This window comes from Actinomadura bangladeshensis, assembly GCF_004348335.1.
In the GTDB taxonomy this organism is placed as follows: Bacteria; Actinomycetota; Actinomycetes; order Streptosporangiales; family Streptosporangiaceae; genus Spirillospora; species Spirillospora bangladeshensis.
In genome coordinates this window covers 1-6,315 of the sequence record NZ_SMJW01000360.1, presented here as the reverse complement: position 1 = coordinate 6,315, position 6,315 = coordinate 1, and the positions used below count along the sequence as shown (strand labels likewise).

5 protein-coding genes are annotated in these 6,315 nt (G+C 73.8%); 3 read left to right on the top strand and 2 right to left on the bottom strand.

Annotated elements, in window-relative coordinates; genetic code table 11:
- Nucleotides 1-209: 209 nt before the first annotated feature.
- Nucleotides 210-1,091: an SCO6745 family protein gene (locus tag E1284_RS37505; protein WP_131944897.1), complete on the top strand. Its 882-nt coding sequence runs from the start codon at nucleotides 210-212 to the stop codon at nucleotides 1,089-1,091.
- A gap of 1 nt (nucleotide 1,092) precedes the next feature.
- Here the strand turns inward: E1284_RS37505 and E1284_RS37500 are convergent, their stop codons facing one another.
- On the bottom strand, nucleotides 1,093-1,680 hold the full coding sequence (locus tag E1284_RS37500) for a DUF4232 domain-containing protein (protein WP_131944896.1): 588 nt from the start codon (nucleotides 1,678-1,680) through the stop codon (nucleotides 1,093-1,095).
- On the bottom strand, nucleotides 1,677-2,924 hold the full coding sequence (locus tag E1284_RS37495; RefSeq protein ID WP_131944895.1) for a PucR-like N-terminal domain-containing protein: 1,248 nt from the start codon (nucleotides 2,922-2,924) through the stop codon (nucleotides 1,677-1,679). The genes E1284_RS37500 and E1284_RS37495 overlap by 4 nt, the downstream gene beginning before the upstream one ends.
- Nucleotides 2,925-3,433: 509 nt before the next feature.
- Here E1284_RS37495 and E1284_RS37490 point away from each other — a divergent pair.
- Together E1284_RS37490 and E1284_RS37485 are read left to right on the top strand one after the other, a co-directional pair.
- Entirely contained in the window at nucleotides 3,434-4,942 is a 1,509-nt protein-coding gene (locus E1284_RS37490) for a dolichyl-phosphate-mannose--protein mannosyltransferase (RefSeq protein WP_165965580.1), read from the top strand.
- 46 nt (nucleotides 4,943-4,988) lie between these two features.
- Nucleotides 4,989-6,315: DUF6801 domain-containing protein (locus E1284_RS37485; RefSeq protein WP_131944893.1), on the top strand; the 1,327-nt coding region annotated here is incomplete at its 3' end.

The following is a 6,315-nucleotide window of genomic DNA, read 5'->3' as shown; positions in this document are numbered from 1 at the left end:
GTTCGGTGTCCGCGCAGCCGCTGCCGGGGCGGTCGGTGTTCCCGGTTCCGCCGTCCCGGATCAGTGCGCCGCCGGACGGGTGGCCGGTGGTGCTCGGGCCGGACGGGCGCTGGGAGGCGTCCCGCGCCCACCCGACCCACCTGGGGTGATGCAATCTAGTCATTGTCAAGATAGGCTCGGGGTGATCCCGGAGGGAAGGAGCCGACGCGATGGCGGAGAACCCCGGCCTGGCACGGCAGATGTGGCACCAGCTCGAACCCGTGCACGCCCTGTTCTGGTACTCGCCCGAGGTCTTCGCCGAGGCGGCGGCCCTCGGCTACGACGTCGACACCCGCTGGCCGAGCTACTTCGCCTGGCGCGCCGCACCGCTCGGCGCGGCCGGGCCCGAGCGGGTGTCGTCCGCCTTCTACAGCTTCAGCCCGCGCATGGTGGCCGAGTACATCCCCGCAGCGTGGACGGTCGCGGCGCCTGAGCGCGTCCTCGAAGGGCGGCAGCGCGCCGTCGACCGCATGTACCGTGCGCTGCTGGGCGACGGCATCGGTTCCGCCGATGTCGCCGAGGCAGCCGCGCTCGCCCGAGCCGCCGCCGAGGAGGCGGGCACCGCCGGGCGTCCGATCGCGGCCGCCAACGCCGATCTGCCCTGGCCGGACGAGCCGCACCTCGTCCTGTGGCACGCGATCGGCGTCCTGCGCGAGCAGCGCGGGGACGGCCACGTCGCCGCGCTCCTCGCGCACGGGCTCGACCCGGCCGAGTCGCTCGCCTCGTTCGCCGCGATCGGCGCCGCGTCCGCGGAGACGTTCGAAAGTCGGGGCTGGACGGACCGGGAGTGGGCCGCCGCCCGCGACCGCCTCGCCTCCCGCGGCCTCGTCGACGCGTCCGGCGAGGCGACCGAAAGGGGCCGCGACCTGCGCGACTCGGTCGAGCGGATGACCGACGACCTCGCCTACGCGCCCTGGCGGACGCTCGGCCCCGACAAGGCCGACCGGCTCGCGCAGCTGACGATGCCGATCCTGGTCAAGGTGCTGGAGACCGGGCTGATGCCCGCGCAGAACACGCTCGGCATCGGCAAGGTTCAGGCGCCGCCCCGCTGAGTCAGGAGCGGGGGAGGTGCCAGGCGGTCCCCTCCAGGCGGCCGGTGTTGCCGAGGTCGATGGGCCCGTCCGACTCGACGATGACGACGGGCCGCCCCGGCGCCGGCCGCACCTCCAGGTACGTGCCCGCCACGGCCGTCGTGGTCGGATCGGTGACCGTGTTCCGCCAGACGATCCCGAAGGCCGCCGCCTTGCCCGGACGGATCGTCAGCGGCTTCGGCCCCTCGTCCTTGATCTGCGCGGTGCCCCGCACGATCTTCACGTCGAACGGCTGGCGCTCCTCGTCGAGGACGCGCAGCGACGGGTAGCCGTTCAGCCGGTACGGGCGGTCGCCGCAGTTGCGCAGCGTGATGGTCGTGGCGCGCAGGCCCATCGCGGCCTCGACCTGCCCCATCCCGATGCTGATGCCCTCCCGGGTGCAGACCGGCGGGGCCGGCCGCGACGACGGCGGCGCGGCCGAGCGCGTGGGCAGCACCGGATAGGGCTCGGACGGGACGGCGGCGGCGGGCGCCCGCTCGGTGCCGCAGCCGGTCAGACCGAGCAGCACCGCGGCGGCGAGCAGGAACGATGCCCGGTTCGGCGGGGTCACCCGGGGATCATCGCAGACGAATGTGGACGTCCTGTGCTCGCGTCCCGGTGCCGGCGGGCGCGCAGCTGCGCGGCGCGGAGCACGACCTCGATGCCGAACCGGGCCTCCGGGTCGGCCAGCTCGTCGCCGAGCGTCTGCTCGATCTTGCGCATCCGGTACCGGACGGTCTGCGGGTGGATGTGCAGCAGGGCGGCGATCTCGGCGGCGGTGCCTCGGGTGACGAGCCAGGTCCGCAGCGTCTCGGTGAGCCGGTCCCGCCGGCCGGGCGTCATGCCGTCCAGGACGCCGAGGCGGCGCCGGGCCAGCTCGTCCACGAGCGCGGGGTCGGACAGCAGCCACAGCGGCACGAGGTTCTCCTCGCACAGCGTCACCGGCCCGTCGAGGACGCCGTCGAGCGCGAGGCCGAGCGCCTGCCGGGCCCAGCGGAGCGAGTCCGCCGCCTGACCGATCGGCATCGTGAGGCCGATCGCGACCCGGCGTCCGGGCAGCGCCTCCGCCAGCATCGCGCGGCGCCGCGGCGTGAACGGGCCGGGCAGGAGCAGGTGCGGGGCGGCGCACTCCACGTCGGCGAGGACGTCGTCGTCCAGCGACGTCCACACGCAGCGGGCGCCGGGTTCGGCGGCGACGAGCACGGCCTCGGCCGGGACCGCCCAGCCGGCGGCCTCCGCGGCCTCGGCGACCTCGGTCTGCGGGCCGTCCAGGACCAGCCGCAGCAGCCGGCGGCGCCGCTCGTCCAGCGCGGGGATGGGCCGCGCCTTCGCCTGCCGGTACCCGTCGAGCGACAGCGCCGCCAGTTCGTCCAGGTAGCCGAACAGCGCGTCGGCGAGCCGCGACATGACGGACGCGGAGATGTCGTGGCGGGGCGCGACCCGCATGACGCGGCGCCACGCGACCTGCCCGCCGATGCGGTAGGCGGCCTGGAGGCAGTCCATGGTGCGGCCCTCGTGCGCCTCGTACTGGCCGAGCGTCCGGGCCGACGCGGCGGTGCCGGTGTCCGGGCCGGCGGTGCCGGGCGCGGCGACCCGGTCGGCGAAGGCGGCGAGGTGGTGCTCCACGCTGCGCCGCAGCACGTGCCCGTAGGGGCCGTCGAGCGGCCGGGCGTAGGCGGGGACGGCACGGCGGATCTCGGTGACGATCTCGTCGGCGAGGCTCGGCAGTTCCGGCGCCATCAGCCGGGCGAGCCGCGGCGGGAGCGAGGGGACCGGGCGCTCGGCGAAACCCACGGTTTCGAGGGGACTGGACATCGGCACACCTCCGGTGCAGCGGGACGCACCGACCGTACGCACGTCCGGCATCGCCGTTCTGTAGCGCCGGAGAACAAAAGTGCGGGCGGGCTGCTCACCTCGTTACAAGTCATCGCCCGATGCCGATGGCCCTTTTGAAGATCGCCCCTTTTCTGGTGCATATCGCGGGCCGGGATCCCGCACCGAGTCGGACTTGCCGCCCCGCCGGCAATACATGAACTTCCTTCACGGTCGGCCGGGTGCTCTTCGGTGGCCGCTTCCCCGGCCGCCGTCCCGGAAAAATTATCATCCGTTGATATATCTCGATTCGAGAATCGGATTCGGCCGGTGCGTGCATCATCCGGCTGAGTGGGCGGCGCCTTATATTCGTCATCCAGTTGATTTATCCGCGGGTTCTCCTTCATTACGGTTCTTGATCCCATGCCGTAGCGAAGGGGAGTGCGTTGACCGCCTCGGTAGCCGTGGAAGAAGCCGCGTCCAGCACGGAGCGGCCGTCCAGGTGGCCCGCGGTGCCCCGGGGGTGGACCGGCCCGCTGCTCGTGTCGGCGTTCGCCGGGCTCCTCGTCTTCCACCGGCTCGGCACCCCGCACGCGCTCGTCTGGGACGAGACCTACTACGCCAAGGACGCCTGGTCGTTCCTGCACTACGGCATCGAGCACAACTGGCGCACCGGCGCGGACGGCGACCCCGCCAACGCCTACTTCCTCGCCGGGCATCCGGTGGCGGGGCTGGCGGGCGGCGCGGAGTGGGCGGCGCATCCGCCGCTCGGCAAGTGGCTCATCGCGGCGGGGATGGCGGTGTTCGGCTCCGGGCCGTTCGGCTACCGCAGCGCCGCCGCCGCGGCCGGCGTCCTCGCGGTGCTGCTGCTCGCCCGGATCGCGCGGCGGATGACCGGGTCGACCGTCCTCGGCTGCGCCGCCGGGCTGCTGCTGGCGCTGGACGGCTCCTGGCTCGTGTCCAGCCGGGTCTCGATGCTCGACATCTTCCTGCTCGTCTGGGTGCTGGCCGGCTTCGGCTGCCTCCTCATCGACCGGGACAGGACCCGCGCCGCCCTCGCCGCGGGGGCGTCCTTCGTCCCGCACGGGTGGCGGGTCGCCGCCGGGGTCTGCTTCGGCCTCGCCTGTGCGACGAAGTGGTCCGGTGCCTACGCGATGCTCTTCTTCTGGGCGCTCGCCCTCGTCTGGGACCGGAACGCGCGCAAGGAAGCCGGGGTCGCGAAGCCCTGGCGCGGCATGGCCAAGCTCGACCTCCCGGTCTCGCTGCTCCAGGTCTGGGTCGCCGCCGGCCTGGTCTACGCGGCGAGTTGGTGGGGCTGGTTCGTCTCCGGGACGAGCCTGCAGAAACGCCTGTTCGGGCAGGTCGTGCCCGGATTCCAGCGGAACTGGGCCGAACGGCATCCGAGCGCGATCTGGCCGGACTTCCTGGACCCGGTCCGGTCGCTGTGGCACTACCACGCGATGACGCTGGACTTCCACAGCGGCGTCACCGGCCCCAATCCCGGGCAGTCCTGGCCCTGGCAGTGGCCCTTCCTCGGGCATCCGGCCGTCATGTGGCGCACGCCCGTCCCGCAGGGGCAGGACGGCTGCCACGCCGTGAAGTGCGTCAGTGAGATCTCCCACCTCGGCACGCCCATGATCTGGTGGTTCTCCGTCGTCGCGCTGCTCGCCATGCTGTTCTGCGCCTTCTACCTGCGGGACTGGCGCGCCGTCACCGCGGCCGGCGGCTACCTGGCGGGCTGGCTGCCCTGGTTCCCGGCCGCGCTCGACGACCGGACGATGTACTCCACCTACGCGCTGCCGATGCTGCCGTTCGCGATCCTCGCGATCGTCCTGCTCTTCGAGGCGGTCTACGTCCCGTTCCGGGACCGGCCGGTGCCGCGCGCGGTGATCGGCGCGGCCGGCGCCGCCTACCTCGCGGTCGTCGCGGCCAACCTGCTGTACCTCCATCCCATCCTCACGGGCACGGCCCTGCCGGAGGCCGACCGGCTGGCGCGCCTGTGGTTCTCCGGCTGGACGTGACCGTCCCGTGAAGCCCGCACACCGCAGTCAGGAGAGGGGATCGACGATGAGGATCCGGGCCCGCTGGGCGCTCGGCGCGGCGGCGGCCGCCGGAGCCGCCGCGATCGCGACCGCGTCGCCGCCCGGCGGCGCGGCGCGGGCGCAGGAGGCCGACGCCGCGCTCGCCTACACGTGCGCGTTCCCGTCCGGGACGCCGGGGAAGGTCGGCGTCCGCGTGCAGGGCGTGTTCCCCGCGGCGGGAACGGCCGGCGAGCCGGTCCGGCCGGGCCGGGTGACCGCGACGATCACGATCGCGAGGGCGGCGCTGCCCCCGGTGAGCGCGCTCGGCGGGGCGACGGTCGTCGGCACCGCCCGGCTCGGTGCGTCCGTCACCCAGAACGGCAAGGCGGCGCCGGCCGGATGGCCGGGCCTGGCGACGCCGGCGACGCCGGTGCCGGAGGACGCCGACCTGGTGCTGTCGGCGTTCGGGGACGTCCCGCCGGTGACGCCCGCCGGGACGGGCGACCTCACCTTCACGGCCGGGGACCTGGCGCTGACGCTCGCCCCGCGCGACGCCGGCGGAGGCGCGGTGGAGGACGCGGAGGAGCCGCTCGCGATCACCTGCGAACCGTCCGGTGACCAGGTCGTCGCGACCGTCCCGGTGTCGGCGGGAGAGACGCCGCCCCCGGAGGAGCAGGTCGCGCCGAAGGCCGGGCGGCCCGCCGCCGAAGCCCCCGGCGGACCCCCGGCCGAATGCGGGAAGTACGCCGGGCCGACCGACGACTGGTATCCGGGTTGCACCTACCTGTCCGGGTTCTCCAACGTGAAGAAGCTCAGGGGCGCGACGGTCCTCAACGACCCGGAGTTCGGGCGCCCGGCGCTGACGAACCTCGTCTACTCGCTCACCGACACGGGCGCGTCCGTCCGGCAGAGGTTCGTGTCGCCGCTGCGGTCGCGGACGACATTCCTGACCTTCGGGTTCATGCCGACGACCGCGACGATGGAGATGACGCAGCGACCCCTGGAACCCGGCGCGGACTACGGGACGTTCGAGGCGGTCAGCGACATGCAGACGGGCGTCCAGTCCGTCAGCGCGCACATGAGGATGTCGATCCGCATCTACGACGTCGAGGTCAAGGGGACCCCGCTGGACGTCGGCCCCGACTGCCGGACCGAACGCGACGTCGACCTGACGCTCAAGGGCCGGATGCCCAACATCCTTCAGGGCGGCGTCCTGGACGGCGCCTTCACCATTCCGCCGTTCTCGGGCTGCGGCGCCGGCGAGGACCTCGACCCGCTGTTCAGCGGCACCGTCGCCGGGCCCGGAAACCTGCTGCGCGTCAGCCTCGGCGCCACCTGCATCCCGGACGCCGACATCAGCTGCCCGCCCGCCC